The organism is Halorussus gelatinilyticus, assembly GCF_023238445.1.
GTDB classification, from domain to species: domain Archaea; phylum Halobacteriota; class Halobacteria; order Halobacteriales; family Haladaptataceae; genus Halorussus; species Halorussus gelatinilyticus.
The window spans coordinates 3,262,704-3,287,820 of record NZ_CP096658.1 but is presented as its reverse complement, the minus strand read 5'-3'; the positions used below and the strand labels follow the sequence as shown (position 1 = coordinate 3,287,820).

Genomic DNA, 25,117 nt, shown 5'->3' with positions numbered 1-25,117 from the left:
TACACAGTCTCGTAACACGTTCTCGGTCGCGCTCGGGGTCAGAAAGTCAAATCTTTTATCGGACTAGCAGATAACTACCTACGAGTATGTTTGCCTCCCTCCCGCTCGGTACGCAGTTTACCCTCCTCGTCGCGATTCCGAGCATCGCGGCCATGCTCGTCGGCAAGCGCCTGTTCCTCCCCGACGAGCGCTTCCGGACCCTGTTGGTCGAGTTCCTCCGGACCGACTGGAAGTACCTCGGGGTCGCGTGGGTCGTCACCGAGATCGTCAACAAACTCGCGCTGAACTTCCACGTCGCCCGGACGTTCACCGGGGCCATCTACGCCATCGAGGGCGCGACCGTCGCGGCGTTCCAGGCGTTCGCGAGCATGCCCCTCACCGTGTTGGCGACCGGCGTCTACCTCGTGGGATTCCCCTTCATCGTGCTGTTCACGTACTTCAAACTGAAGGCCCACGACGAGGAGGAGGCCCACCGCTACGCGCTGGCGTACGTCATCGTCGTCGTCTGCGCGGTGCCGTTCTTCCTCCTGTTCCCGGTGAAGGTGTCGGGACTCTATCTCTCGACGGTCGAACCGCTGATGTACGAGTTGACGCCGGCCATCCAGCACGGCATCTACAGCACTGACACGCTGGTCAAGGCGTTCCCGAGCCTCCACACCGGGCTGTCGGTGCTGGCGGCGCTCTACGCTCGGAAGGCCGACACGCGCTACGCCTACACCGCCGCGCTCCTCGCGGGGGCCATCGTCTTCTCGACGCTCTACCTCGGCGTCCACTGGGTGACCGACGCCGCGTTCGCCATCCTGCTGGTCTGGGTCGCCTACCGGCTCTCCCAGCGGGTCAGCGAACCCCACTGGTCGGTCGTCTCCCGCGAGTTCGTGTCGGGAGTCCGGCGGCGGACGCCGCTGTAGCGGACTCGGACTCCTCGGCTCAGTCGGCCCTCGCGTCCGACAGCGCCGAGGGGAGCCAGTCGTAGTCCGGGGTCACTCGGCCGTCCAGCACGGCGTTCAGCACGATTCCGAGCAGTACAACCAACGCGGCGACGTAGAGCCACGCGAGCAGCAACAGCACCCCGCCGACGATTCCGTACAACCGAACGCTCTCCGAGAGTCCGGCGTACCACCGGAATACCCCGCTCGAAACCGTCCACGAGGCGGCCGCGAACGCGGTTCCCGGAAGCGCCTCGCGCGGACTCGTCTCCGACGGGAAGACGTAGTACAGCGGGAAGAACACGACCGAGAGTCCGACGAACAGCAACAGCGGCCCCAGAACTGTCCACGCGGCGGACGTGAAGACTATCGACCGGGCGACCCCCAACGCGACGAGCAGGACCAGCGCCAGCGTCACGACGCCGAACCCGAGTCCGACCGTCATCGCGCGGTCGAACACCGACTTCTGTTTGCGCACGCTGTAGAGGTCGGCGAAGATGCGCCGCAGCGTCTCGAACATCCGGAGCGCCGACCACGCCACGAGGACCGCGGCGATGACCGCCGCTCGGGTCCGACTCGCGTCGTCCCTGATGGACCGCTCGAAGAAGCGCGCCACGGAGTCGTCGGTGGCGAGTTCGACTGCGAGGACGAGCGACCCGATTCCGTCGAGCGTCGAGAGACCGATGAACCCGAACAGCAACAGCGGAATCGCCGAGAGGAACATGTAGTAGGCCAGCCCCGCCGCCGTGACCGAGAGGTGTTCCTCGCGGGCGACCGCCAGAACCGCTTTACCGATTTTCCCGTACTCCCCGACGCCTCGCATCGCGGGGAGTTCCACGCCGGCGCACAATAACTCGGCGGCCCGGCCGACGCCACCGCTCGCGGCGCTCCGCCCGGTACTACGGGTCGGAGGTCGGGCGTGGGCCACCCCGCTCCGTCTTCGACTTCGGGCGCTCGGTGACGCGGGCTACTGGGGTCTGCTCGGTGACGAAGTAGAGCCTTCCGTATATGTCCGAAGAGAACACAGAACCCCCTAATACCGATATAAATACGGTCGAAGGACGCCTATAGGGATTTCAGGCGCGCTTCTGAATCTCCTCGCGGAGCAGTTCGCTCACGGTGTCGCCGTCGGCCTTCCCGCCGAGCGCGCCCATCGCCTCGCCCATCAGTCCGGAGAACGCCTGCATGCCCTGCTCCTCGACCTGTCCCTCGTTGCGCTCCACGACCTCCACGACGGCCTCGCGCACCTCGTCTTCGCCCGCACTGCCGAGGCCTTCCCGCTCGATGGCCTCGCTGGCGGTCAGGTCGGGACTCTCCGCGAGCGCGGTCAGGACCGCGCCGACGTTGCCCTTCGCGGTCTCGCCGTCGGCGACCGCTTCCAGCGTCCCGAGGAAGTGGTCCTCGGTCAGGTTCTCGACGGGCACGTCGTCGCGCCGGAGTTCCGTGACGGTACTCTCGACGGTCCCGGCCGCGAGCGTCGGGTCCGCGCCCAGTTCGTCGACGGCGCGCTCGAAGAGGGGCATGCGCTCGCCGTAGGCGACCTGCTCGGCGAGGCCCGCGTCCAGCCCGTACTCGTCCTGGTAGCGCTCGACCTTCTCGGTCAGCAGTTCGGGCGTCTCGACCTCGCTCGGGTCGGGTTCGACCGGCGGCACGTCCGTCTCGGGGTACATCCGCGCCGCGCCCGGCAGGGGTCGGAGGTAGCGCGTCGTGCCGTCCTCGTTCGCGCCGCGGGTCTCCTCGGGCACGCCCTCCAGTGCGGTCTCGGCGCGCTCGGCGGCGGCCTCGATGGCCAAATCGGCGGTCTCGGGGTCTGCGGCGACGATGGCCACCGCGTCCGCTTCGCCCGCGCCGACCGCTTCGCGGAGCGCGGCCACCTCCTCGTCGGTGACGCCGTAGGCCGGGAGTTCGTCGGTGTGGAAGATGCCGCCCGCGCCGTGGCGCTTGGCGTGGTCCGAGAGTTCGGTTCCGAGGCGGCGGTCCGGTTGAATCTCCGCGCCGACGAGACCGTCGAAGCCGTAGAGCGGGACCGCCGTGACCTTCCCGCCGGATCCGAGCGCCGAGCCGACGACCCCCGAGTCGGTGTCGGCGAAGGTGTCGGTCACGTCCACCACGTCGCCCACGCTGGCGTCGCGCTCGCGGAGTTCCTCGCGGAGTTCGAGCAGGCGGACCTGCCGGTGGACCTCGTTTTCCACGAGGTCGTCGATGTCGTCGAGACTCTGGACGCCTTTGACCTCGACGCGCGCGCCCTCCTCGATGGAGATGTTCACGTCTTGGCGGATGGTGCCCAGTCCGCGCTTGACCTTCCCCGTCGAGCGCAGGAGCATGCCGATCTGCTCGGCGGCCTCGCGGGCCTGCTCGGGCGACCGGATGTCTGGCTTGGTGCCGATTTCGACCAGTGGGATGCCGAGACGGTCGAGGCTGTAGAGGACGCCGTCGTCGCGCTCCTCGACGCGCTGGGCGCTCTCCTCTTCGAGCATCAGGTCCTCGATGCCGACCGCGCCGTCGCTGGTCGAGATCTCGCCGTCGGAGGCCATCAGCGTCGAGCGCTGGAAGCCGGAGGTGTTCGACCCGTCCACGACGATTTTGCGCATGACGTGGGCTTGGTCCACCACGTCCATGTCCAGCAGTTGCGCGATTTCGAGGACGACGGCTTGGGCCTCGTCGTCCAGTCGGTGGGGCGGTTCGTCGTCCTCCTCGACCAGACAGGTCGAGTCGTACGCGAGGTACTCGAACTCGCGCTCGACGCGGCTCTCTTCGAGCGCCGCCTGGTCGAGTTCGCCCAGTTCGCTCTTCGTCGGGTGGAGGTAGCGGTGGAACCGCCGGTCGGACTCCTCGGGTTCCCGGAGTTCGGTCGGACAGTTACAGAACAACTTGGTCTCGGTGTCGAGTTGCTGGTGAATCTCCAGCCCCGCGACGAGGCCCAACTCCTCGTAATCGTGGTCGGTCATTACCCGGCAATGAGTCGGCGAGGGGTAAAAAACCGTTCAGTCTCGGTGCGAAGAATCGAGGTTCGACTCTCGGTCCGTCCCGGCCCGCCGCGCCCTCAGACTCGCCTGCAACTTCTCGCCGACCGTCTCGCGCAGTTCGCGCGCCGACTCTGAGTCCACGTCCACCGCGGCGGCGACGCCGCCCGCGGAACTCGCGGTGTCGATGAGGACCGTCGCGAGTCGCCGCCGACGCTGGAAGATAGTCCGGGTCCGGATGACGGTCTGAACCCGGTAGTAGGGCACCACCTTGGTCGTCCGCGTCCAGAACCCGTTACGGGTGAGGACGTGGTTCTCGCCGACCGCGTAGCCCCGGTTGCGCCACTTCAGGTGGGCCGCGACCGGGATCGCGACGAGAAAGGCGAGCGGAATCGAGGCGAGCGGAACCGGAATCGGCACGGACGGGCCGACGACGACCTGCAGCGCGAACAGCGCCGCGGCGAGGCCCACGAGGACGAGCGCGTACCTGACCGCGTAGCGCGTCCGGGCGCGCGTCGGCGGCCGTGAGAACTCGGGCATCTCGAACGCCTCGACTTCTCGGGCGAGGCGGAGGACGCGCTCGCGGGTCGCCAGCGGCACCGCGGCCTCCGACCCGCCGGAGGGAGCCTGTCCCGGCCCGTAGCCCGCGGTCTCGACCGCGAGCGTGGCGTAGCCGAACCGCCGCATCAGGACGTTGGCGTCGAGCGTGAGCGTCTGGACCTTCCCGAGGGGAATCGACCCGTCGTAACGCTGGAGCAGGCCCCGCTCGTACCGCAACTCGTCGTCGAGGCGACTCAGCCGGAAGCCGTAATAGCGCGCGAACGTCATCCCGGCGCTGAGCGCCCAGAGCGCGACCACGAGAAATCCGACCAGCACCACGCCGCCGAGGAACGCCAGTTCCGCGACCCCCGGCACGAACGGGAGCGCGGCCGGGCCGAACGCCAACAGCGAGAGGTACCGGAAGTCGAACGAGAGGACGCTGAGCAGGGCGAGTTCGCTCGTCTGAAGCTCGAAGAGAACCGTCTCGCGCTCCTCGCGGTCGGGGCCGGCCGCGGCGACCTCTTCGGTCTCGCCGTCGGTCTCGTCGCCCTCGCCGCGCTTCAGGCGCTGTATCTCGCGCTGGACGCGCTTGGCCTCGTCGTAGCCGACGTACCGGAGGCTGGCTTCGGTCCCGCCGCCGCCGGCCGTCTCCACGTCGAGGACCGCGATGTCGAGCGCGCGCTGAATCACGTTTCGAGAGATGTCCACGTTCTGGATGCGCCGGAGCGGAATCTCGCGGTTGCGCCGGGAGACGACCCCCGACGCGATTTCGAGACCGTCGCCGGTGAGTCGGTACTCGAACCGGCGGTAGTAGGCGACCTGCCACGCCGCCGCGCCGAGGACGCCGAGAACCGCCAGTCCGACGAGTATCGGGCCCGCCATCGGGACGGGGAGCGCCTCGGTGTCGCCGACCGACTGGCCGACGAAGAACAGCATCAGCCCCGCGCTCAGGCCGCGCGAGGCCGCCCGGTAGGGAATCGAGAGGGGGTGGAGCTTCATACGGCGTCGGTCTCGCGCTCGCTCTCGATGGCGAGGCGACGGAGCTGTTCTTGGAGGTCGTCGGCTCGCTCGGGGGTCAGGCCGGGAATCGACACGTCGGCCCCGCGCGAACCGGCGGTGTAGACGACGACGCTCGCCAGTCCGAGGGCGCGCTCGACCGGGCCGCGCTGAGTATCGACGTGCTGGACGCGGACGAACGGGACCACGGTGTTGACCCGCGTCAGGACGCCGCGTTCGAGATAGAGGTCGTCCTCGCGCACCTCGAACCTCCAGCTCCGGTAGCGCAACACGACGAAGACGAGGCCGAGCGCCAGCGCCCCAGCGGCGACGGCGAGGCCCACGGTGGCGAAGGGACCGAGGGTGAACCGGCTGACCACCGCCGCGAGGACGCCGACGATACCTGCGGTCACGACCGCACCGACGGTCCAAGCGAAGCGGACGCGCGGATTCAGCACTTCCATACCCGATACAAGTGCCTCGCGGCCGATAAGTCTCCCCGTCTGCGCTGGTGGCGACTTCCCCGTCTGCGTCGGTGGTGAATCGGCGACCGGAAGTCGGACGCGCATGCTGGTTCGGCAAGGTTTTTGAGTTGGCTGGCAATACCTACCGAGGATTACCGAATTCGATGAGTACCGACGAAGCCATCGACGCCGAGTACGTCGAGAAACACCGCGACGAGGTAGAGAATCCGCTGATACAGTTGTTCCTGCGCTACGGGGAGGGGAGTCGCCGCTGGTTCGCCGTCGGCATCCTGTCGAGCATCGGAGCGCGCTTCCTCTCGCTGGTGCCGCCGGTCGTCCTCGGGGCCGCCATCGACTCCATCCTGCGGGGTAACCAGCAGTTCACGCTCCCCGTCGTCCCCTCGTCGTGGCTCCCGAACGAGACCCCCGACCAGTTCTGGTTCGCCGTCGTACTGATGGGCGTGGCGATGGTCGGACAGGCCGTCCTCAACTTTACGCGCCAGACCTCACTGAACCTGTTCTCTCACCGCGTGAAACACGAGGTCCGGACCGCGACCTACCAGCAGATGCAGCGACTCGACATGGAGTTCTTCGACGAGATGCAGACCGGCGAACTCATCTCCATCCTGAGCAACGACACCAACCGACTGGAGCAGTTCCTCGACTCGATGATGGGCGAGGCCATCCAGTTAGGCGTCCTGATGGCCGGCACCGCGGTCGTCCTGCTGTGGATCAACCCGCAACTCGCCGCAGTCACGCTCCTCGTCATCCCGCTCTCGATACTGTTCACCTACTGGTACACCCGCCTCGCCGAAGAGCGATACGCCGACGTGCGCTCGTCTATCGGCGACCTGAACAGCAGATTGGAGAACAACCTCAACGGGATTCAGGTCATCAAGGCGAGCAACACCGAAGAGTACGAGGACGAGCGCGTCGAGGACCACTCCTACAAGTACTTCCGTCTCGACTGGCTCGCGCTCCGACTCAGTTTCGTCTACCGGCCCGGCCTGCAGGCGCTGACCTCGCTCGCGTTCATCGCCACGTTCATCGTCGGCGGTATCTGGATTCTGGAGGGGCCGCCGGGACCGTTCTCCGGGGACCTCTCGGTCGGCCAGTTGGTCACGTTCCTGTTGCTGACCCAGCGGATGGTCAACCCCCTCGCCCAGATGGGGACCATCGTGGAGCGCTACGAGGACGCCAAGGCCTCGACCAAGCGCATCCTCGGGCTGATGAGCCTTCCCGCGGGCGTCGAGGACGCGCCCGACGCCACCGACCTCGAAGCCGTGCGGGGGCGCGTCCGGTTCCGGGACGTGTCGTTCGGCTACGAGGACGAGACCGTCCTCGAAGACGTGGACTTCGAGGTCGAACCGGGCGAGACCGTCGGCGTCGTCGGTCCGACCGGCGCAGGCAAGACGACCATCGTCAAACTCCTGTTGCGCCTCTACGACGTGGACGAGGGGGAGATCGAAATCGACGGCCACGACGTTCGGGACGTGACGCTGTCCAGCCTCCGGCGGTCGATGGGGTACGTCGGGCAGGACAACTTCCTCTTCGACGGCACGGTCCGGGAGAACATCGAGTACGGCCACTTCGACGCGGACCGCGACGAGGTCGTGGCGGCCGCCGAGCGCGCCGAGGCCCACGAGTTCATCACCAATCTCCCGGAGGGCTACGACACCGACATCGGCGAGCGCGGCGTCAAGTTGTCGGGCGGCCAGCGCCAGCGCGTCGCCATCGCGCGGACCATCCTCCAGCACCCCGAAATTCTGGTCTTCGACGAGGCGACTTCGGCGGTGGACACAGAGACCGAGATGCTCATCCAGCGGTCCATCGACGAACTCGCGGCCGACCGCACCACCTTCGTCATCGCCCACAGGCTCTCGACGGTCCGGGACGCCGACACCATCCTCGTGGTCGAGGACGGCCGCATCGTCCAGCGGGGAACCCACGAGGAACTGCTCGCGGCGGACGGCCTCTACGCGAATCTCTGGCGGGTGCAGGCGGGCGAAATCGAGCAACTGCCGGACGAGTTCGTCCGGGAGGCCAGCGCGCGCGTCGCCCGTGAGGGCATCGGGAGCGCCGAGTCGGAGTAACGCCGGACCGTCGGGAGAGCCGCGCCAACTCCCGCACACCCCCGTAATTTATATCAACCGTCTGTTAACCGAGAATCGATGGGAACAGAACGACACCACGAATCGGTCGAACCGACCGACAGCGTCCACGTCCGGACCCTCGGTATCGGCGACACGCTCCGGTGGTCGTGGGAGGCGCTGACCGGCCGCCTCGAACTCGTCGGCTTCGCGCTCGCCGTCGCGTCGCTGTCGGTCGTCGCGCTCTTCGGCATCTCGCGGCCCACACCCGACGCGGTTCCGGAGATCGCCGGTTGGGTCTGGCCGGTGTACTTCGCGTACGTCGTCGCGCTCGCGGTGGTCTGGGGCGTCGCGTACACCAGTTCGGAGGACGCCGTGGCGAACCGCGAGCGACCGCTCGGCGACCACGTCCGCGGTGCCGCGAAGCGCGTTCCGGCGCTCGTGGCCGTGGCTATCCCGATGTGGATTATCTCGGTCCTCGGCCTCTTCGCGTTCGTCCTGCCGGGCGTCTACCTGTTCCACAGACTCCTGCTGTCGTTCCCGGCCTGCGTCATCGACGGGAAGGGTCCACTCGCCAGTCTGAAGGCCGGGTGGCGGGCGGGTGGCGGGAACGTCCTCAAGATATTCGGTGTCAGTCTCGTCTACTTCGCCTCTATCGGCGCTTCGAACTTGGCGGCGAGCGTCTTCGGCCAGTACACGCTGGTCGGCGGGGTCGTCTCCGCCGGACTGTCCGCGGTCCTGCTCCCGCTGTTCGGACTCGCGCTCGGACATCTCTACCTCGAATCCAGTCGGAACCAGTAGCGAATCAGCCGAACTCGGTCGCGTCCTCCGAGTCGGCCACGTCGCTTTTCTCTCCCGAGTCGGTAGATTTCGACAGTCCCAACGACTCGAAGCCGGCTTCGAGCCCCCGATTAGAAAGAAAGCCATTTTAGTTTAGACGTATCTAATTTTGACCAACCATGCTCTCTCTCTTCGTCCACGCGTCGCGGGCGATTCGGTTACGCGAGACCGCGGAGGTGGCGGCTCGATGACCGGCTGGCTCGAAATCGTCGTCGTGGCGTTCACCGCGCAACTGGCCGTGCTTCCCGGCGAGAAGGTCCAGTTCATCATCGCCGGTCTCTCGACGCGGTACAACCCGTGGATCGTCGTCGGGGCCGCCGGGAGCGCGTTCGCCGGATGGACCGCGCTCGAAATCTGGTTCGGGAGCGCGCTACAGGGCGCGCTCCCGCAGGTCTACCTCGACGCGTTCACCGCGGCGCTCTTCCTCGCCTTCGCGGCGCTCCTCGTGCGGTCGGCCCCCGAGCGCGGCGAGACGCTCGCCGAGACCGACGGGGGGATGATGGGCACCGGCGACCTCGACGTGTCGGTGTTCGGCCGCGAGGTTCCCACCGTCTTCGGCGGCTTCCTCCCCATCTTCGTGATGATGGTCACCGGCGAGTTCGGCGACAAGACCCAACTGGTCACCATCGGTCTCGCGACCCAGTACGGTGCGACGTCGGCCATCTGGGCGGGCGAGATGCTGGCCATCCTCCCGGTCAGCCTCGCCAACGCCTTCTTCTTCCACACCTTCTCTCACAAGTTCGACGTGCGGAAGGCCCACTACGCCGGGGCGGTGCTGTTCCTCTTTTTCGGTCTCGACACCGTGCTGTCCATCTTCACGGGCTTCTCGGTCTGGGAGACCGTCGTCGGCAGTATCGCCGGCGCGCTCACCGCCGCGCTCCCGTTCTGAAGCCTCGGACGGTTCGACCGTCGCCGGAGGGTACTACCGGTCGTCGAACGAGTCGGCGATTCGCTGGCGCACGTTCTCGGCGGTCCCGGCATTCTCGTGGGTCTCGTCCAACTCGAAGTCGGTCAGCGCGTCGGTCACGACGTCGGCCTCGGCGCGGGACAGTTCGATTTCCTCGGTGTCGTCGGGGTCGTTACCGCCGAAGATGGCGTCGTTGTCGAGCCATCCCGTGTCGTCCTCGGCGGCCATCTCGCCCTTCTCCACGCCTCGGTGTTCGTCGAAGTCGAACTCCGCGGCGAGGTGGTCCTGCACGTTCTGGAGGCGCATCCCCCGGTCGCCCGAGGCGGTCATCTCCTCGTCGGAGAGCGCGGCGATGACTACCCGCGCTTCGTTGCGAGTCATGTCGAACCTCGCGGTGTCGCTGTCGGACATTGTACAGGAGACACGGTAGCCAGCCTGAAACGGTTGATGGGCAATCGGGCCGCTCGTCACGGTTCCCGTTCCGCGCTCGCTTCGGCGGGGCCTTCGGTTCGCTCGGTGGAGACGACCGATCCCTCTCGATTCAGCGTGAGCGACAGCGTCTCGCCGTCGTGGGTTACGTCCACCCGCAACCGGAGCGGACTCTCGGACAGCACCGTCTCACTGCCGGGTTTGCAGAACTCCAACGTCCAGAACGGGGTAGCCCGAACGTCGATTCCGCGTTCGTAGAAGAAGTTGACGACGGCGGGGTGACCGACGAGGAACAGTCCCACCGGGATGCCGTGTTGAAATCCGCAGCGGTGACAGTGTCCGTGGTAGTGGTAGTGGTCGGCTCGTGCGCCGCCGAACTCGATCTCACCGTCGACGTAGCCCTGACACTCCGAGCAGATTCCTCGGCGGGTCTGCGCGCTCCACTGGTTTTCGAGGAACGCGATCTGTTCGACCACGTCCTCCTCGGGGTGCGTGTCGAGGAGGCTCGGCGGAACCGACAGGGGAACGTCGTGGTCGTCCGTTCCGCACCCGAGCCAGAGTATCCCGTCCTCGTAGCGGAGTTGCGGCGAGTCGTCGCAGTAGAGGCAGTCCCCAGGCGCATCGACCGGTCCCCACGTCCACTTCGGGTCGAAGAACCCGGAGGTAACCGTCGAGACGACTCCCATTCCGATGCGCGAGAGTCGGTATCCCGCCTCACGCTTCACGACGAGGTCGTCGAGTTGGTCGAGGTGGTAGTTGAAGTTCCCGTTGTCGCTGACGCCCGCGGCCTCTTGGAGTTCGCCGTATTCGAGCCACGGGTCGGTGGGCGCGTCGCTGTGGGCGCTGGCTAGCGCTCGGAGAACGTTCATCCGAGTGGAATTCCCGACGAGGTCGAACACCTCCGTCGGGTCCGATTCTCCGTCGTTCATCGCGCGAACCTACGGTCCTCGGAAGGTAAACGTTGGTGTCATTTCGCTCAGAGTAACGGATTGCTCCGAACGCTTATCCTGCCGTCAGTTCGAGTTACGGACACGAACACCATGAACGAACGCCAACGACGACGGCTCCTCGACAGGACGCAGCGTTCGTCGGCGACGGTCGGACGCGAGATTCCCGACGAACTCACCGTTCAGGGAACCACCATCGACCTGAACGAGTTCGTGTTCGAGTGTAAGCGTCTCGATACGATTCCCGACGACGAGCGCGACCGAATCGAGGCGATGAAGACGAAACTCAAGCGGGAGCGTCTCGAACGCAAACAGCGAATCGACCGCGAGGACATCACGTACGAGGAGGGCGAGCGTCTCGTCCGGAGCATCTATGGAATCGACCGCGCGCTCAACGCGCTCGAAGGCTTAGATTCGCCCTCCATCGGGGAAGAACTCCGTCAGAAAAAGCTCTCGGACGCGCGGGAGCTACTGTCCCTGATTCGGCAGACACAGGAATGACTCACCCCCGTTCCGGCGAAACCGCAGCGGATGGACCGACGCTGGACGGGGTCGTACGACTCAGTCGTCGCTACCCAGAATCCCGCGGTGGGTCATCTTCTCGGGGTCGATGACCTCCTCGGCCTCCTCCTCGCTGAGGTAGCCCTTCTCCACGACGACCTGCTTGACGGTCTTGTCCTCCTTCAGCGCGGTCTTGGCGGCGTCGCTGGCCTTGTCGTAGCCGATGTGGGGGTTGAGCGCCGTGGCGAGCGCCATGCTCTGTTCGACCTGCCGTTCGACGTGTTCCTCGTTGGCTTCGAGTTTCCGGACGAACTTCTCGCCGAACACCTCGCTGGCGTTGGCGAGCAGTTCGGCGGACTGGAGGAAGTTGTGCGCGAGGACGGGCTTGTAGAGGTTGAGGTCGATCTGGCCCTCGGCCGCGCCCGCGCTCACGGCGGCGTCGTTGCCGACGACCTGCTTGTGGACCTGATTGACCGCCTCGGCGACGACGGGGTTGATTTTGCCGGGCATGATGGAGCTACCGGGCTGGTTCTCCGGTTGCTCCAACTCGCCGAGTCCGTTCCGGGGTCCGGAGGCGAGCAGGCGCAGGTCGTTGGCGATCTTGTTGAGCGACCCCGCGATGGTCCGGAGCGCGCCGTGGGCCTCGGACATCGCGTCGTGGGCGGCTTGGGCCTCGAAGTGGTCGTCGGCCTCGCGGAACTCGACGCCGGTCTCCTCGGAGATGTACTCGGCCGCCTTCTCCGGGAAGTCGGGGTGGGTGTTCAGTCCGGTGCCGACCGCGGTGCCGCCGAGGGCCAACTCCGAGAGGTGGTCTCTGACGTGGTCGAGGCGCGCGAGTCCCTTCTCGACCTGCGTGCGGTAGCCGCCGAACTCCTGTCCGAGTCGGACCGGCGTGGCGTCCTGCAGGTGGGTGCGGCCCGTCTTGACCACGCCGTCGAACTCCGCTTCCTTGGCTTCGAGGGCTTCGCGGAGCGAGTCGAGCGCGGGCAGGAGGTCCTTCTCGACGGCCTCCAGCGACGCGACGTGCATCGCGGTCGGAATCACGTCGTTGGACGACTGGCCGAAGTTGACGTGGTCGTTGGGGTGAATCTCGCGCGTGCCGACCTCGCCGCCGTAGATTTCGGTGGCGCGGTTGGCGATGACCTCGTTGGCGTTCATGTTCGTGGAGGTCCCGCTCCCGGTCTGGAACACGTCCACGGGAAACTGGTCGTCGTGGCGGCCCTCGATGACTTCGTCGGCGGCCTCGACGATGGCGTCGGCCTTGTCCTCCGGAATCAGTTCGAGGTCGCGGTTCGCTCGCGCAGCGGACTTCTTGACGACGCCGAGAGCGCGGACGAACCGCCGCCCGAACGTGATGCCCGAGATGGGGAAGTTCTGGAGCGCGCGCTGGGTCTGTGCCCCCCAGTAGGCGTCGGTCGGGACCTGCATCTCTCCGAGACTGTCCTCTTCGATTCGGTAGTCCTCGTCGCTCATACGTTCGAAGGTCCTTCCCCCGCAGATAAATATCGTGCGCACTCGGTCTCGACGCCGCACTGACGGGGACGAGACGAGAGCCGTGAGCATCGAAGCGAAGGGCGCAGGCGCTCGAAGCGGCCGCCGTTCCGTTCGGCGGCATCGAAGACGCGTTCCGTCGCTTAGATAGTCAAACCAGTGTCACGATGGCGAAGTTCACAACGGCTGTAGTTATAAAATACCCGTCTAGACGGGTGGTACGTTCGAGTATACACCCGACTAAATTCACGAACATAGATGCGGAAATACGGAACTTTACGGCTTTGAACGGGCTATTCTCGGAGACTGTGCTACCGATTAACAATTTACTCGGAGACGCATTAATTTCAACAACGCTTAAGTAGCTGGTACTGCATTTTATCTCTTAGGCTTACAGTATGACAGATGCCAACGAAGGTTCCGACGTTTCTCGGCGCGACTACATCAAGGCGGCCGGTGCGGGTACTATCGGCGTAACCGGGCTGGCCGGTTGCATGGGCGGCGGTGGCGAAGGCGACTCTACGACGACCACCGACTCTGGTTCGGAGACGACCACGGAGTCGTCCGACGGCGGCGACACCACGACCGAGGACTCCTCCTCGAACTACAACACGCTGGAGGTCCAGCACTGGTGGACCGGCGGCGACGGTGCCGCGGCGGTCGAGGCGCTGTTCGAGGGCTTCAAGCAGAAGCACCCGGACATCAAGGTCAACCAGAACCCGGTCCCCGGCGGTGCGGGTCAGAACCTCAAGACGGTCATCAAGAAGCGCGTCCTGAACAAAAACCCGCCGAGTTCGTGGCAGGCGTGGCCCGGCGCGCACCTCCAGCCGTTCGTGGACGCGAACAAGCTGAAGGACATCGGTGACTCCGTGTGGGGCACCAACGACATGAAGAGCGCGTACAAGCAGGGACCGAAGGACGTCGCCAAGCCCGGCGGGAAGTTCGTCACGGTCCCCATCAACATCCACCGACTCAACAACCTCTTCTACAACAAGAAGGTCGTGGAGTCGGCGGGCGTGGACCCCTCGTCCATCTCGAAGCCCAGTGACCTCGTCTCGGCGATGAAGAAGGTCGAGAACAAGACCGACGCGGTCGGCATGGCCCACCAGACCAAGTCCGCGTGGTCCACCTCCCAGCTCTGGGCGCAGGTCCTGCTCGGCGAGTACGGGCGTGAGACCTACGTCGCCTTCACCGAGGGGAAGGTCGAGGCGAACAAGAAGGCCATCAAGGACTCGCTCAGCATCGTCAAGGAGTACAAGCAGTACTTCAACGACGACGCCGGCTCCATCTCGTGGACCGAGGCGAACAAGAAGGTCATCAACGGCGAAGCCGCCTTCTTCCATCAGGGCGACTGGGCCGCGGGCATGTACCGCGGACAGGACGGCTTCGAGTTCGAGAAGGACTGGGGGCAGGTTCCGTTCCCCGGCACTGACGGCATCTACGCGCTCAACATGGACTCGTTCCCGTTCCCGAAGAACAACCCGTCGCCGAAGGCCACCGAGAAGTTCCTCCAGTACTGCGGTTCCGTGGAGGCTCAAGAGCGGTTCAACCCCAAGAAGGGGTCGATTCCGCCGCGGACCGACGTGCCCAAAGACAAGTTCGGGCCGTTCCTCAGCCGCCAGATGGACGACTTCGCCAACTCCGAGTCGCAGGTCAAGTCCATCCAGCACGGACTCGCCATCCCGCCGGAAGCCAAGAGCAACTTCGGCGACGCGATGTCCACGTTCACCTCGGGCTGGAACGTAGACAAGACCTACAAGCAACTGACGCAGGCGTTCAACTGAAGTCGGTTCCGACTGTCCCTTTTTCACATGCAACGACTCAAAGACGTACTCCGACGGATACCCCCTGGGAACCGCGAGGAGGCCAATCCGGGTCGGACGGACGGCGACGAGCGGGGCGAGGGTTCGGGAGCCTCGCCCGAACTCCGGACCGACGGCGGTGAGCAGGCCGACGGTCCGCGAGGCTCGTCAGAACTCCGTTCTGACGGCGGAGCCACCGTCACCGGCGACTCCGCCGAACCCGCCGAGACCGAGACGCGCACGGGCGGGTCGTTCCTTTCGAGCGACTTCGTGAAGTCGATGCCGTTCTGGCTCCCGCCGTTCCTGCTGATGGGCTTCTTCGTCTACGGGGCCATCGGGTGGAACCTCGTCATCTCGCTGACGGACTTCGAGGGGCTACTGCTGCCGGAGTACAAGATTTCCGCGTTCGACCTCGAAATGTACCGCCGGGCGTTCTCGGACCCGTCGTTCTGGACCGCGGCCCAGAACACGTTGGTCCTGCTGGTGGCGTTCACGACGATCTGTCTCGTGTTCGGTCTCCTGCTCGCCATCCTCGTGGACCAAGAGATACGGTTCGAGAACACCTTCCGAATCATCTACCTGCTGCCGATGAGCCTGTCGTTCGTCGTGACCGCGAAGTTCTGGGCGTGGATGTACAACCCCGAAATCGGGATGATAAACGTCACGCTCCGCCAGCTCGGGCTGGACTTCCTCGCCTTGCAGTGGATCTCGAACCCCGACACGAAACTGGCGGCGGTCATCTTCGCGCTCATCTGGCAGTTCTCGGGGTACGCGATGGTGGTGTACCTCGCGGGACTCCGAGCGATTCCGACCGCTCACTACGAGGCGGCGAAGGTGGACGGCGCGAGCACCCTGAAGATGTACTGGCGGGTCATCCTGCCACAGCTTCGGGCCTCGACCATGAGCGCCGCGGTGGTGCTGATGGTGTTCGCGCTGAAGGCCTTCGACTTCCTCTACGTGATGTTCGGCAACAACCCCGGCCCGGCCGCGGACATCCTCGCCACGCTGATGTTCCGTGAGGCGTTCGGGTCGAACAACTGGGCGTACGGGTCGGCCATCGCCATCGTGCTATTCGGCATGGCGCTGGCAGTGGTCGCGCCGTACCTCTACAGCGAATACCGACGAGGTGAACTATGAGCAGTCCGCCAGCCAGTCCGAATCCCGAGGACCACACCAGACGAGAGCGAGTCGAGCAGACGGTGAGAGACACCGACGGCAGGCGGGCCGCGCTGTACGCGGTCCTGCTCGCGCTCGTCGCGTTCTACCTCGCACCGCTAGAGGCGGGCCTGATGACCGCTTTCAAGACGACCGACGCGTTCAACCGCACGGTTCCGTTCCTGCCGCCCTTCGGCGGCGGATTCACCTTCGAACCGTGGGAGGTCGCGTTCGCGGAGATGTCGAACGCGCTGATAAACAGCCTCCTGTTGGCGATTCCGGCGACGGTGCTGTCGGCGACGCTGGGGTCCATCGCGGCCTACGGGCTGACGACCATCGACTGGAAGTACCAGACCGCGCTGGTCGCGCTGTTCATCGCGGGCATCTTCATCCCGTATCAGGCGGTGCTGGTGCCCCTCTCGCGGCTCTACGCCATCGTGAACACGCAGGAACTGCTGTCGTTCCTCTGGGGGCTCCCGCTGATGCGCGAGCACTACGCGAGCATCATCAACCTCATCATCACGCACACGGCGTACGGGATTCCCATCACGTTCCTGCTGTTCCGGGGCTACTACCAGTCGCTGTCCGACGAGATGATAGAGGCCGCGCGACTCGACGGCGCGAGCGTCTACAGCATCTACCGCAACATCGTCCTGCCGCTGTCGAAGCCGATGTTCGCGGTGACGCTCATCTACCAGTTCACGCAGGTCTGGAACGACCTGCTGTTCGCGCTGGTCATCCTGCCGTCGGGCGGCGGTTCGGCCGCACCCGTGACCATCGCGCTCAACAGCCTCACCGGCGGCATCGTCGAATCGTTCAACACCCAGATGGCGGGCGCGTTCGTCGCGGCCCTGCCGACGCTGCTGGTGTACGTCCTGTTCGGCGAACAGTTCGCAAAAGGAGTCGCAGGCGAAACATGACACACACTTACACTACTCTACGACGGAGGACGAACCGATGGCCGAACTGACGTTAGACGGAGTAACGAAGTGGTTCGACGACGACGGGGACCGAATCGTAGCGGTGGACGACGCCCGCATCGAAATCGACGACGGGGAGTTCCTCGTGCTGGTCGGTCCCTCTGGGTGTGGCAAGTCCACGACCCTGCGGATGATAGCCGGTCTCGAAACCGTCTCGCGGGGCGACATCCGACTCGGCAACCACACCATCACCGACGAACCGCCGACCGCGCGGGACATCGCCATGGTGTTCCAGTCCTACGCGCTCTACCCCCACATGACCGTGCGGGAGAACATGAGCTTCGGACTGGAGGAATCGACCGACATGCCCGACGACGAAATCGAGGCGCAGGTCGAACAGACCGCCGAGATGATGGGCATCGCCGACCTGCTCGACCGCAAGCCCGGCGAGCTCTCTGGCGGCCAGCAACAGCGCGTCGCGCTGGGTCGGGCCATCGTCCGGGACCCCGAGGTGTTCCTGATGGACGAACCGCTGAGCAATCTGGACGCGAAGCTCCGGTCGCAGATGCGGACGGAACTCCAGCGGTTGCAGGAGGACCTCGGCGTGACCACGGTGTACGTCACCCACGACCAGACCGAGGCGATGACGATGGGCGACCGCATCGCCATCCTGAACGACGGCGAACTCCAGCAGGTCGGCACGCCGCTGGAGTGTTACCACGAACCCGCCAACGTCTTCGTCGCCGGGTTCATCGGCGAACCGTCGATGAACTTCTTCGACGTGGACTTGCAGGGCGAGAGCCTCGTCGCCGACGAGTTCGAGTATCCCCTCTCCGAGGAACTGCTCGCCGACGTGGAGGGCCACGAGCGTCTCGTCCTCGGCATCCGTCCCGAGGACATCGAACTCGCCGCGGAGGGCGACGGTCCCCACGAGTTCCAGACGGCCGTTGACGTGGTCGAACCGATGGGCGACGAGAACAACGTCTACCTGACCTTCGCCGACGCGGACGCTGCGGGGAGTAGCGAGGAGATAGAGACGTTCGTCGCCACCGTCTCGGGACTGCGGAACGTAGAGAGCGGCCAGACGGTCGTCGCCCACGTCCCCGAGGAGGCGATTCACCTCTTCGACCGCGACACCGGCGAGTCGCTCCACAACCGCGAACTCAACCGGACGGAGCTCGCACAGCCGAACTTCTAAGCCGGTCTCTTTTTCCCGCGGCAGTCTGACGAATCGACCGCCGAAACCGGTAGCAGTCCGCCTATTCAACCCGTTCTGTAGAGTAAATTACCGGAACCGTAGGGGGATTTAGAGGTGTTTATACTAAATATTAAGTGATAGTCTATCAAGGATGGGGATGGAATGTCAGACCATAGCAGACGGACGTTTCTGAAGGCGGCTGGTGGAGCGGTCGGCAGTGCGGCGCTGTTGACGGGTGCGGCGAGCGCCGACGGCGGCACGAGCGGGCCGGACCGACGATTCCTCGTGGACCTGCGGGAGGTGTCGCGCAGCGAGGTTCCGGACGAGGTGGAGATCATCCACGACATCTCCGAGATCGACGTACTGGCGGCGCGCGGCGACCCCGGCGCGGTCCCCGGTTCGGCCTCGACGGTGGCCGACCTGCGCGTCTATCGACACGACAAGACGCCCGACGGCGGCCCGGCGAAGGAACACCCGGCGAAGGGCCGCGGCAGTCCGGGACCGGCGTGGGACAGTGGCGAACCCACCAACACCGAACTCCAGTGGGACAAGCGCGCCCAGCGCGTCGGCGACCTGACCGAGAACCCCGGTAACAGCTGGATAGTCCAAGACGCGACGACCGGCGAGGGGACCCGCGTCGCGGTCGTGGACACGGGCGTCTACGACCACCCGGACCTCGAAGGCGTCGTCAACGAGGAGTTGTCCGAGAACTTCACGACCGACTCCTACGACTTCCGACCGAACGGCGCGGGCGACCACGGCACGCACGTCGCGGGCATCATCGCGGGGCGGAACGCCGGCGGCGACGGCATCCTCGGCACCGCGCCCGACACCGAAATCCTCTCTCACCGGGTCTTCTCGGGCGTCGACGGCGCGAGCGGCGACGTCATCGCGGCGCTCGTGGACGCGGCGTCGAAAGGCTGTGACGCCGCGAACATCAGCCTCGGCTACCCGGTTCCGTACGTCTACCCCGACGAGTACCCGTTCCTGCTCGAGATGAAGGAACTGTACCGGCGCGCCGCCGAGTACGCCCGCGAGCGGGACATGATTATCGTCAACTCCGCGGGCAACGACGCGCTCGACATGGACCAAGAGGGCGTCCTCAGCCTCCCGACCGAAGTCGAGGGAATCTTCGGCGTCGCCGCGACCGGTCCCATCGGCTACCTCTGGGACGACGAGAAGCCGAGCCGCGAGGACAAGGGTCTCAAGAAGTTGGAGAAATCGACGGCTCAACCCGCGAAGTACACCAACTACGGCGGGGCCGTGGACGTGAGCGCCGCCGGCGGGAACTACGACCTCGACGCCTACGCGGACGGCGTCGAGGGCTGGTACTACGACCTCGTGTTCTCCAGCGTCTACGAGACGAACGAGAACGGCGAGACCGAACCCGGATACGGCTGGAAGGCCGGCACGTCGATGGCAGCACCGCAGGTCGCGGGCGCAATCGCACTCGTGCGCTCGCTGCGCCCCGACGCCAGCGCGACCGAAGTCGAGAACCTGATTCGGGAGACGGCGACCGACGCGCCCGGCGGCGAGACCTACCACGGCGCGGGCCACCTCGACCTCCGCCGTCTGGTCGAGCGCGCACGGTAACGCGAACCGCGGTTTCGTCGCTCGGTTCGACCGACTACCTATTTTTCGCCGACACCCTCGCGGGCCAGTCCGAGCGCCTGCGCCGTCGGGAGTCGCCACCCGTAGTTGACCGCCGCCAATCGCGTTCCGAGCGTCGTCGCGGCGCAGACGGCGGCGGCGGTGCCGCCCGTCACGCCGACGACTCCCGCGGCCACGTACGCGCTCCCGCCGAGGACCGCGCAACTCGCGTAGAAGTCGTCGAAGAGGACGAACGGCGAGCGGTCCAACAGCACGTCGGCGAACGCGCCGCCGCCCACCGCGTTGATTGTCGCTATCGCCACGACGCCGAAACTCGACAGTCCGGCGTCGGTCGCCACGATGGACCCGGCCGTGGCGAACGCGGCGAGTCCGACGGCGTCGGAGGCGAGCGTGACGGGATGGTCCTCCGGCGAGTCCAGGAGGACGGTCAGTCCGACCGCCAGCGCGACGCCGAACAAACCGAGGCTAATTTCGCCGAGCGACCCGAGTGCGAGGGGCACGCGGTTCACCAATACGTCGCGCGTGGCCCCGCCCGCGAAGGCGGTGACGAGTCCGACGACGGCGATGCCGAACACGTCGAACTCCTCGCGCATCGCCTTGGTCGCGCCGACGAGAGCGAACGCGACCAGTCCCACCGTGTTCATCGCGGTGAACGGGTCCACTACCAGCGCCCCGAAGAGGTCTCGAATCACTGCTCGGCCGGGTTACTCCCCGCCGCGCTCGGCGTACTCCTCGGGCGTGTACGTCTTGAGTTCGAGCGCGTGGATGTCCTCGGTCATGTGGTCGCCGAGCGCGTCGTAGACCATCTCGTGTTGGGCGACCAGCGCCTCGCCCTCGAACGCGGGCGAGACGACGGTTGCCGCGAGGTGGTCCTCGTCGTCCACGCCGCGGGGGTGGCTGACGGTCGCCTCGGCGTCTTCGAGCGTCGATTCGATGAGTTCCTGCACGTCGTCGGCGTTCATGGTGCCGAATAGGAAGCGGGAGGCCAAATGCGTGTGGATACCGACAGCGCGTCTCGGCCGCGATTCCACCCCCGGCGCGGACTCGCGGCGAGTCGGCGACGGTTGCGGAGTATCGAATTTCCGACCCGGTGCGTGCGGTGCCGTGCAGTGCTGTGCAGTACTGCGCGGTGACTCCTGATTGTCGGCGACAGTCCGCTGTACGGTCGCGGTGCTGTCGCGGCACTGTGCGGTTGCAGTCCGATTGGTGTCGGCGATAGTGCTGTTCGCGGCGCTGTACGGTGCCGTGCGGTTTGCGGTGCTGTACGGTACCGTACGGTCGCAGTGCTGTACTGTGCCGTAGGGTCGCGGTATAATCACGAGAAATCGGCGACTCACAGACCGCTCGAACTGCCGGCCCACCGGAAATCTCGAAAGCCAGTTCCGAACGACCCCGACTCGGTCACTCGTTCGCGGACGTAATTCCGTCCAACCGCCCGACAGTCTGGGTTTCGGGTTCGTCGTCGCCCTCCAAGCCGCCCTCGACGCGTTCGACCACCGGCTTCCGGTAGTCGGTGTAGACGTTGATGGCGTCGTCGTCGCGCTCGACGGTGAACTCCTGCACCTCTCCGTCGGGCCGCCAGACCCGCGTGACTTCGCCGGTCGCGCCGTCGCTGGCCCCGCGACCGCCGCGGGGCGACCACTCGACGCGGACGCGCGCTCCCTCTTCGAGGTCGTCTGGTTGCAGTTCGTCACTCATAGTCGGACTTGCTCGCCGTCGCCCCTGAACACTTCGGCCGCGGTGCGTCGTTCCGGGAGCGGCCCGTCGGGAAACGGGTCAACGAGTGACCAGAAGCGAGTCCGTCGGCCAGAACGATATATAGACGTTCTATAGACGCATCTATCGTTGTTAAAGAACGGAGAATGTTTCCGAACGCCGAGTCCTCCATCCCCGTTCCCCCGAGTAAGCCGACTCTTCAGCCCCGAAACGAGCCGGGTCCTCAGTCCCCCCGAGCGAGGTCGGTTCATTCCGCGGAGTCAGTCGAAACTCAGCGTGGAGTCAGTCGAGGTCCAGCGAGTAGAGTCGCTTGCGCGCGTCCGAGAACGAGAACCGCGAGGAGACGATATCCTCGTCGTCGAGGCGGTTCAGCGCGTAGCGGACCGTCCGGTCGGGCAGCAGCGATTCCTCGGCGATCTGGCTCTGAGTCAGGGTGTCGTTGTACTCGAGTACCTTGGCGACCAACTTGGCGCTCGGCGGCAGGTCCCGAATCGCCTCGGTGGCGTTCTCCCCCGTTAGCCGACTCTCCTTCGTTCGTGCAGTTTCTGACGCACTCATGCTAACGCCTACTTTTGGATACGGCCTAATAATATTTCTCCTTTCGGTATATTACTGTAGCTCATGTCACCGGTCCGGCCGAGCGCGTCCGAGAGCAATGCCCCGCTTCGACTCGTCGTCTCGCCGTAGTCGGCGTAGTCGGCGAAATTACTTCTTGAGGGACCGGGAAACTATCCCGGTTCGACCCGTCTATTATGCGAGTGTCTGACATGCGTCACACCCACCCGAAGCCTCTTATGAGGGAGGGACCTAGAGCGTCGTGATGACCGACACTGTGGAAGACGTAGACCTCCCCTACGACGAGGAGAGCGCGTCCCAGCAGGACAAGATAGAGGCCCTTCAAGAGCGGTTGGAGGTTCTGGAGTCGCAGAACGAGGAGATGCGCGACAAGCTTCTGGATGCGAACGCCGAGAACAACAAATACCAGCAGAAGCTCGAGCGCCTGACTCACGAGAACAAGAAGCTCAAGCAGTCGCCGCTGTTCGTCGCCACCGTCCAAGAACTCACGGACGACGGCGTCATCATCAAACAGCACGGCAACAACCAGGAGGCCGTTACCGAGGTCACCGACGAGATGCGCGAGGACCTCGAACCCGACGACCGCGTCGCCGTCAACAACTCTCTGTCTATCGTGAAGACGCTGGAGAACGAGACCGACGTGCGTGCGCGAGTCATGCAGGTCGAGGAGAGTCCCTCCGTGACCTACGAGGACATCGGCGGTCTCGAAGAGCAGATGAACGAGGTCCGCGAGACGGTCGAGATGCCCCTCGAACGCCCCGAGATGTTCGGCGAGGTCGGCATCGACCCGCCGAGTGGCGTCCTGCTCTACGGCCCGCCCGGAACGGGCAAGACGATGCTGGCGAAGGCCGTCGCCAACCAGACCGACGCGACCTTCATCAAGATGGCCGGCTCGGAGCTGGTCCACAAGTTCATCGGCGAGGGCGCGAAGCTGGTCCGTGACCTCTTCGAGGTCGCGCGCCAGCACGAACCCGCCGTCCTGTTCATCGACGAGATAGACGCCATCGCCGCCAAGCGGACCGACTCGAAGACCTCGGGCGACGCGGAGGTCCAGCGGACGATGATGCAACTGCTCTCGGAGATGGACGGCTTCGAGGACCGTGGCGAGATTCGTATCATCGCGGCCACGAACCGCTTCGACATGCTCGACCGCGCCATATTGCGGCCCGGCCGCTTCGACCGCCTCATCGAGGTTCCCAAGCCGAACCTCGAAGGCCGCGAGAAGATCTTCCGCATCCACACCCGCGACATGAACGTCGCCGACGACGTGGACTTCGACAAACTGGCGAAGAACGCCGAGGACGCCTCCGGTGCGGACATCAAGGCCATCTGCACCGAGGCCGGGATGTTCGCCATCCGCGACGACCGGACCGAAATTCGCATGGAGGACTTCGAGAACGCCAAGGCGAAGATAGACGCCGAGGACGAGGAAGAGGAAATCTCGAAGACGTTCGCCTGACGAACTCCTGCCGGGACGGTCTCTTCGTCGTACTTTTCCTTTCGACCCGAACCGAGTAGCCGACCGGCCGTCGGGCGGGCGACGCGCCGGTTCGACGCGTCGCCCGCCGCTCGGTGAGAGTGGCCGTTTCGGCCCGGCGCGCCGCCTCAGTACGACACTCGAATCACGCGCCGGTCGGTGTCGTCGCGGACGGTCAGCACGTCGCCCGTGTTCTTCCAGAGCGCCAGCGGCGACCCCCAGTAGAGGTGGCGGTCGGTGTCCTCGCCCGACCCCGAGTGAATCGTCACCGACCGCTTCGGGTCGAGGACGAACTCGTCGGGGAACTCGTAGGTCTCCTCGTCGGAGTTGGCCACGCTCCACCCCGTCAAGTCGAGCGGTTCGTCGCCCTCGTTGCGGAGGACGACGTACTCGCCGTTCTTGTCCCAGTGGTCGTAGCCGCGGGCATTCTCGTGAATCTCGTCTACGACCAGGGCGGCGGTCAGCCTCGGTTCGCGCTGGCGGCGGTTGCCGAGTACCTCGTCGGGGACGCCCTCGGCGCTCGGTCCCCGCGCGGGGTCGGTGTCCGGACTCTCGTGGTCGCGTTCCCCGCTCGGTTCCTCCGTCTCGTTGGCGTCCGTCACCTCGCTCACGGTCTCGACCGCGACGACCGACACGGCCGCGTCGGGCGCTTCGGTGACGCCGGTCTCCTCGCGGTTCACGAACCGGTGGAAGTAGCTCCGCTCGCCGTTCTGCTCCTCGTTCTGGTACTCGAACGCGAGGTCGGCCGACTCGAACTTCCCGAAGAAGTCGTCCCACGCGACGGGTTCGAGGTTCGCGTCCGGCCCGTCTTCCGGGAAGTCGAGACGGAGGTCGCCGAGGTCCACGCCCTCGGCGGTTCGCGGTGCGTGTGCCGGTTCGGCGTCGCGCGCTTCGACCCACTCGCGGATAGCGTCGTGGTCGGTCGTGGTTCTGGTCGTCCACGGATTCGTGTTGCTCACTCCCATCCCCCCGACGGAGAACCGACCGCGGACCGCTTAGCTATTCGGAGTTATCCGCCGGCAGACAGCTCATCCGAGAACCAGAAACGCCGCGTAGGGAAGCAAGAACAGCGCGACGAACATCGCCAGCAGGATGGCACCGTAACCGGCGAGCGTTCCGAACGCGGTCAACCACGAGGGGTGGTCGAAGTCGGCGGGCAGGTTCATGTTCGATTCGTCGGACCAGCGGCCCTTAACCCTACCTGAAACGGGCGACCGGTCGTCGAATCGGCGTCGAATTGCCGGGGGCGGAACCGCCGCGACCGGCGAGGGTCACCGGAGGATGTCGCCGATGCGTCGGGCCTCGCCCGCCAAGTCCGGGTTCTTCTCGACGATTCGAAGCACCTCGTGGTCGGTTACGTCGAAGTAAGACTTGCCGGTCGCCCCCTCGATGAGGTCCTTCGAGAGGCGGAATTCGGTCCCCTCGTACACCACGTCCACACCGTCCTCGTCGAACGCGAGCGTCGTCATACCCCCGCGTTCGGCCGCGCTATTTAAAAACCTCTCCGAATCGGCGCGGAATGTTCGATTTCAATCACTTGTCTGACGGAAGTTTATAATGGTTCGCTC

Annotated in this window: 25 protein-coding genes; 11 read left to right on the top strand and 14 right to left on the bottom strand. The window is 65.6% G+C overall.

All coding sequences use genetic code 11. The features are described 5' to 3' along the window. The first annotated feature begins 86 nt into the window (after nucleotides 1-86). The gene (locus M0R88_RS16735) at nucleotides 87-908 is read left to right on the top strand and encodes a phosphatase PAP2 family protein (RefSeq protein WP_248654561.1); all 822 of its coding nucleotides are present in this window, start codon (nucleotides 87-89) and stop codon (nucleotides 906-908) included. Between the two features lie 19 nt (nucleotides 909-927). Here the strand turns inward: M0R88_RS16735 and M0R88_RS16730 are convergent, their stop codons facing one another. From M0R88_RS16730 to M0R88_RS16715, 4 genes are all read right to left on the bottom strand, one after another. Next, nucleotides 928-1,764 (bottom strand): YihY/virulence factor BrkB family protein, encoded by an 837-nt coding sequence (locus M0R88_RS16730; RefSeq protein ID WP_248654560.1) that lies wholly within the window; start codon nucleotides 1,762-1,764, stop codon nucleotides 928-930. 238 nt (nucleotides 1,765-2,002) lie between these two features. Further along, nucleotides 2,003-3,874, bottom strand: coding sequence for a Glu-tRNA(Gln) amidotransferase subunit GatE (gene gatE / locus M0R88_RS16725; protein ID WP_248654559.1), 1,872 nt, complete (start codon nucleotides 3,872-3,874; stop codon nucleotides 2,003-2,005). Between the two features lie 36 nt (nucleotides 3,875-3,910). Continuing rightward, the gene (locus M0R88_RS16720) at nucleotides 3,911-5,428 is read right to left on the bottom strand and encodes a PH domain-containing protein (protein WP_248654558.1); all 1,518 of its coding nucleotides are present in this window, start codon (nucleotides 5,426-5,428) and stop codon (nucleotides 3,911-3,913) included. Then, the gene (locus tag M0R88_RS16715; protein ID WP_248654557.1) at nucleotides 5,425-5,889 is read right to left on the bottom strand and encodes a PH domain-containing protein; all 465 of its coding nucleotides are present in this window, start codon (nucleotides 5,887-5,889) and stop codon (nucleotides 5,425-5,427) included. The genes M0R88_RS16720 and M0R88_RS16715 overlap by 4 nt, the downstream gene beginning before the upstream one ends. A gap of 164 nt (nucleotides 5,890-6,053) precedes the next feature. Between M0R88_RS16715 and M0R88_RS16710 the strand changes: the two genes are divergently transcribed. From M0R88_RS16710 to M0R88_RS16700, 3 genes are all read left to right on the top strand, one after another. After that, nucleotides 6,054-7,982: an ABC transporter ATP-binding protein gene (locus tag M0R88_RS16710; protein WP_248654556.1), complete on the top strand. Its 1,929-nt coding sequence runs from the start codon at nucleotides 6,054-6,056 to the stop codon at nucleotides 7,980-7,982. Nucleotides 7,983-8,060: 78 nt separating this feature from the next. Beyond that, the gene (locus M0R88_RS16705; protein WP_248654555.1) at nucleotides 8,061-8,780 is read left to right on the top strand and encodes a hypothetical protein; all 720 of its coding nucleotides are present in this window, start codon (nucleotides 8,061-8,063) and stop codon (nucleotides 8,778-8,780) included. Nucleotides 8,781-9,006: 226 nt separating this feature from the next. Next, nucleotides 9,007-9,708, top strand: a complete 702-nt coding sequence (locus tag M0R88_RS16700) for a TMEM165/GDT1 family protein (protein ID WP_248654554.1) — start codon at nucleotides 9,007-9,009, stop codon at nucleotides 9,706-9,708. A gap of 33 nt (nucleotides 9,709-9,741) precedes the next feature. On the opposite strand, the gene M0R88_RS16695 is transcribed toward M0R88_RS16700, so the two are convergent. Both M0R88_RS16695 and M0R88_RS16690 read right to left on the bottom strand, forming a co-directional pair. Then, nucleotides 9,742-10,137 (bottom strand): hypothetical protein, encoded by a 396-nt coding sequence (locus tag M0R88_RS16695; RefSeq protein WP_248654553.1) that lies wholly within the window; start codon nucleotides 10,135-10,137, stop codon nucleotides 9,742-9,744. Between the two features lie 56 nt (nucleotides 10,138-10,193). Then, on the bottom strand, nucleotides 10,194-11,084 hold the full coding sequence (locus tag M0R88_RS16690) for a DUF7351 domain-containing protein (RefSeq protein WP_248654552.1): 891 nt from the start codon (nucleotides 11,082-11,084) through the stop codon (nucleotides 10,194-10,196). 111 nt (nucleotides 11,085-11,195) lie between these two features. On the opposite strand from M0R88_RS16690, the gene M0R88_RS16685 reads away from it, so the two are divergent. Continuing rightward, complete coding sequence (locus tag M0R88_RS16685; protein ID WP_248654551.1) at nucleotides 11,196-11,603, top strand: DUF5788 family protein; 408 nt, start codon at nucleotides 11,196-11,198, stop codon at nucleotides 11,601-11,603. Nucleotides 11,604-11,663: 60 nt separating this feature from the next. Here M0R88_RS16685 and M0R88_RS16680 read toward each other — a convergent pair whose 3' ends face one another. Next, the gene (locus tag M0R88_RS16680; RefSeq protein ID WP_248654550.1) at nucleotides 11,664-13,076 is read right to left on the bottom strand and encodes a class II fumarate hydratase; all 1,413 of its coding nucleotides are present in this window, start codon (nucleotides 13,074-13,076) and stop codon (nucleotides 11,664-11,666) included. Nucleotides 13,077-13,492: 416 nt separating this feature from the next. Between M0R88_RS16680 and M0R88_RS16675 the strand changes: the two genes are divergently transcribed. The 5 genes from M0R88_RS16675 (at nucleotide 13,493) to M0R88_RS16655 (ending at nucleotide 19,762) form a co-directional block, all read left to right on the top strand. Then, the gene (locus tag M0R88_RS16675) at nucleotides 13,493-14,878 is read left to right on the top strand and encodes an ABC transporter substrate-binding protein (protein WP_248654549.1); all 1,386 of its coding nucleotides are present in this window, start codon (nucleotides 13,493-13,495) and stop codon (nucleotides 14,876-14,878) included. A gap of 27 nt (nucleotides 14,879-14,905) precedes the next feature. Continuing rightward, complete coding sequence (locus M0R88_RS16670; RefSeq protein WP_248654548.1) at nucleotides 14,906-16,033, top strand: carbohydrate ABC transporter permease; 1,128 nt, start codon at nucleotides 14,906-14,908, stop codon at nucleotides 16,031-16,033. After that, complete coding sequence (locus M0R88_RS16665; protein ID WP_248654547.1) at nucleotides 16,030-16,971, top strand: carbohydrate ABC transporter permease; 942 nt, start codon at nucleotides 16,030-16,032, stop codon at nucleotides 16,969-16,971. The genes M0R88_RS16670 and M0R88_RS16665 overlap by 4 nt, the downstream gene beginning before the upstream one ends. Before the next feature lie 37 nt (nucleotides 16,972-17,008). Next, nucleotides 17,009-18,169, top strand: coding sequence for an ABC transporter ATP-binding protein (locus M0R88_RS16660; RefSeq protein WP_248654546.1), 1,161 nt, complete (start codon nucleotides 17,009-17,011; stop codon nucleotides 18,167-18,169). Nucleotides 18,170-18,331: 162 nt separating this feature from the next. Beyond that, nucleotides 18,332-19,762, top strand: coding sequence for a S8 family peptidase (locus tag M0R88_RS16655; protein ID WP_248654545.1), 1,431 nt, complete (start codon nucleotides 18,332-18,334; stop codon nucleotides 19,760-19,762). Between the two features lie 38 nt (nucleotides 19,763-19,800). On the opposite strand, the gene M0R88_RS16650 is transcribed toward M0R88_RS16655, so the two are convergent. From M0R88_RS16650 to M0R88_RS16635, 4 genes are all read right to left on the bottom strand, one after another. Further along, nucleotides 19,801-20,424, bottom strand: coding sequence for a trimeric intracellular cation channel family protein (locus M0R88_RS16650; protein ID WP_248656723.1), 624 nt, complete (start codon nucleotides 20,422-20,424; stop codon nucleotides 19,801-19,803). A 60-nt stretch (nucleotides 20,425-20,484) separates the two neighbouring features. Continuing rightward, nucleotides 20,485-20,742 carry a BolA family protein gene (locus M0R88_RS16645; RefSeq protein WP_248654544.1) on the bottom strand — a complete coding sequence of 86 codons (258 nt, stop codon included), beginning with the start codon at nucleotides 20,740-20,742 and terminating at the stop codon, nucleotides 20,485-20,487. 439 nt (nucleotides 20,743-21,181) lie between these two features. Further along, nucleotides 21,182-21,478 (bottom strand): hypothetical protein, encoded by a 297-nt coding sequence (locus tag M0R88_RS16640; protein ID WP_248654543.1) that lies wholly within the window; start codon nucleotides 21,476-21,478, stop codon nucleotides 21,182-21,184. Nucleotides 21,479-21,778: 300 nt separating this feature from the next. Next, complete coding sequence (locus M0R88_RS16635) at nucleotides 21,779-22,054, bottom strand: MarR family transcriptional regulator (protein WP_248654542.1); 276 nt, start codon at nucleotides 22,052-22,054, stop codon at nucleotides 21,779-21,781. A 262-nt stretch (nucleotides 22,055-22,316) separates the two neighbouring features. On the opposite strand from M0R88_RS16635, the gene pan1 reads away from it, so the two are divergent. Next, nucleotides 22,317-23,531: a proteasome-activating nucleotidase Pan1 gene (gene pan1, locus M0R88_RS16630; protein WP_248654541.1), complete on the top strand. Its 1,215-nt coding sequence runs from the start codon at nucleotides 22,317-22,319 to the stop codon at nucleotides 23,529-23,531. Between the two features lie 146 nt (nucleotides 23,532-23,677). Here the strand turns inward: pan1 and M0R88_RS16625 are convergent, their stop codons facing one another. From M0R88_RS16625 to M0R88_RS16615, 3 genes are all read right to left on the bottom strand, one after another. Next, nucleotides 23,678-24,514, bottom strand: a complete 837-nt coding sequence (locus tag M0R88_RS16625) for a lamin tail domain-containing protein (protein ID WP_248654540.1) — start codon at nucleotides 24,512-24,514, stop codon at nucleotides 23,678-23,680. Nucleotides 24,515-24,577: 63 nt separating this feature from the next. Beyond that, nucleotides 24,578-24,715, bottom strand: coding sequence for a hypothetical protein (locus tag M0R88_RS16620; RefSeq protein ID WP_248654539.1), 138 nt, complete (start codon nucleotides 24,713-24,715; stop codon nucleotides 24,578-24,580). Nucleotides 24,716-24,820: 105 nt separating this feature from the next. Next, nucleotides 24,821-25,018, bottom strand: coding sequence for a DUF5800 family protein (locus tag M0R88_RS16615; RefSeq protein WP_248650130.1), 198 nt, complete (start codon nucleotides 25,016-25,018; stop codon nucleotides 24,821-24,823). Between the last annotated feature and the right edge of the window lie 99 nt (nucleotides 25,019-25,117).